Raw genomic sequence first — 1,293 nt, forward strand, 5'->3', positions numbered from 1 at the left:
GCCGCCGGCTCATCTGCACCGGACTGTTCGCTGATGCGGGCAATGAATTCGGACCGGCCGAACCGTTCCCCGGTTGAGATATCGACTGGCTCGCCGTTTGCCTCCAGGTGGTGGCCGATTTCGGCTGGCAGCTGGGCGGCGAGTTTGTTGGCCAGTCCCTGAGGAATCCGCTGCCGGAGTGTCTCCAGGGTGATCCGCGTGGCGCGTTCGGCGTCGCCGCGGCTGCTTAGCTTGGCCCGGGCCTGAACCTGGCCGATGAACTCGTCATGCTGCATTTTTTTCCTCCTCGTCCCAGGACGGGCAGAAACGCGTCCGAATCCACCCGCGTATTTTGTGGATGTTTCGAAGTGCCGGCAGGATAAGCCGGTGCCATGGTGGGAGTTCCCGCAGGAGTGCCTGCACTTGAATCGTAGCCACGCCCGGCGGGGGGCATCAACCGCCCCGGAGTGCAGCAGCACAGGGATGCCGCGGAATTGTTGGAGGTTTCCTTCCTTGCCGGGAGCACCTGCCGGGAGCTTGGCTGCCGGTATGCGGGCGGCGCGGCGGCCGGATCTGTGAGCGGGAATAATCCTGGTGCGCGTACCGCTTCTTCCGGAAGGCCCCGTACACGGCCTGCCAGCCGGTTTCTGGCGGCTGTCATCGGCTGCCGGCACGGCGGAGTCCTCCTCTGTGGGGCGGGGCCGGCCCTCATGCGACGCTGTCGACGGTGAAGGAAAACTCCGGCAGGCGTCCGGTCCCGGTCCGGTAGTCCGGGATGTCGATCATCGGCGGACGCTCGGAGAGCTCGATGGTGTTCGTCTCGGCGATGAACCGGTCCCCGTCACGCAGGAACTGCGTCAGCTGGGTGCAGGGATGGTCCGCCACGGTGATCCGCCCGTGCTGGTGCAGCCGGGACTGGACGGTCAGCTGTACCTGCATGGCCATCCGTGCCAGGGCCGAATCGGAGGAATTGCGGTGGTGCCGCTCACCGAGGTCCACCTGCGCCAGTCCGTCCAGTCCGACGGCGTTCAGCACGTCGATCAGCATGCCCACCTCCACGCCGTACCGCACCATCCTCGAGCTGATGTCTAAGGGCGTCTACGCCCGCATCAGCCTGTCGACCCCAGACCTCGACCGAGGATTCGCCCGGCTCGTGGCCAGTGGCGTCGCGGAGGTCATCCAGGAGCCGATCAGGCGCCCGTTCGGCGGGCGCGACTGTGCGTTCTTGGACCCGGCCGGAAATCTGGTCCGCCTCATCGAGGCACGCTGAGACCTGCCCTACCCGTGATGCCGCAAGCCTTCGATGGCCTTTTC

At 66.3% G+C, this 1,293-nt stretch carries 3 protein-coding genes; 1 reads left to right on the plus strand and 2 read right to left on the minus strand.

Going from position 1 to position 1,293, the window contains the following annotated elements; all coding sequences use genetic code 11:
* Positions 1-275, minus strand: a 275-nt coding sequence (locus AC5RVV_RS17405; protein ID WP_494002612.1) for a DUF2267 domain-containing protein, incomplete at its 3' end; no start/stop codon positions are given.
* Between the two features lie 412 nt (positions 276-687).
* The gene (locus tag AC5RVV_RS17410; protein ID WP_494002613.1) at positions 688-1,026 is read right to left on the minus strand and encodes a hypothetical protein; all 339 of its coding nucleotides are present in this window, start codon (positions 1,024-1,026) and stop codon (positions 688-690) included.
* Between AC5RVV_RS17410 and AC5RVV_RS17415 the strand changes: the two genes are divergently transcribed.
* Positions 1,025-1,249 (plus strand): VOC family protein, encoded by a 225-nt coding sequence (locus tag AC5RVV_RS17415; protein WP_494002614.1) that lies wholly within the window; start codon positions 1,025-1,027, stop codon positions 1,247-1,249. The genes AC5RVV_RS17410 and AC5RVV_RS17415 overlap by 2 nt on opposite strands.
* Positions 1,250-1,293: the final 44 nt, after the last annotated feature.

The organism is Arthrobacter sp. MDT2-34-1, from assembly GCF_059091365.1.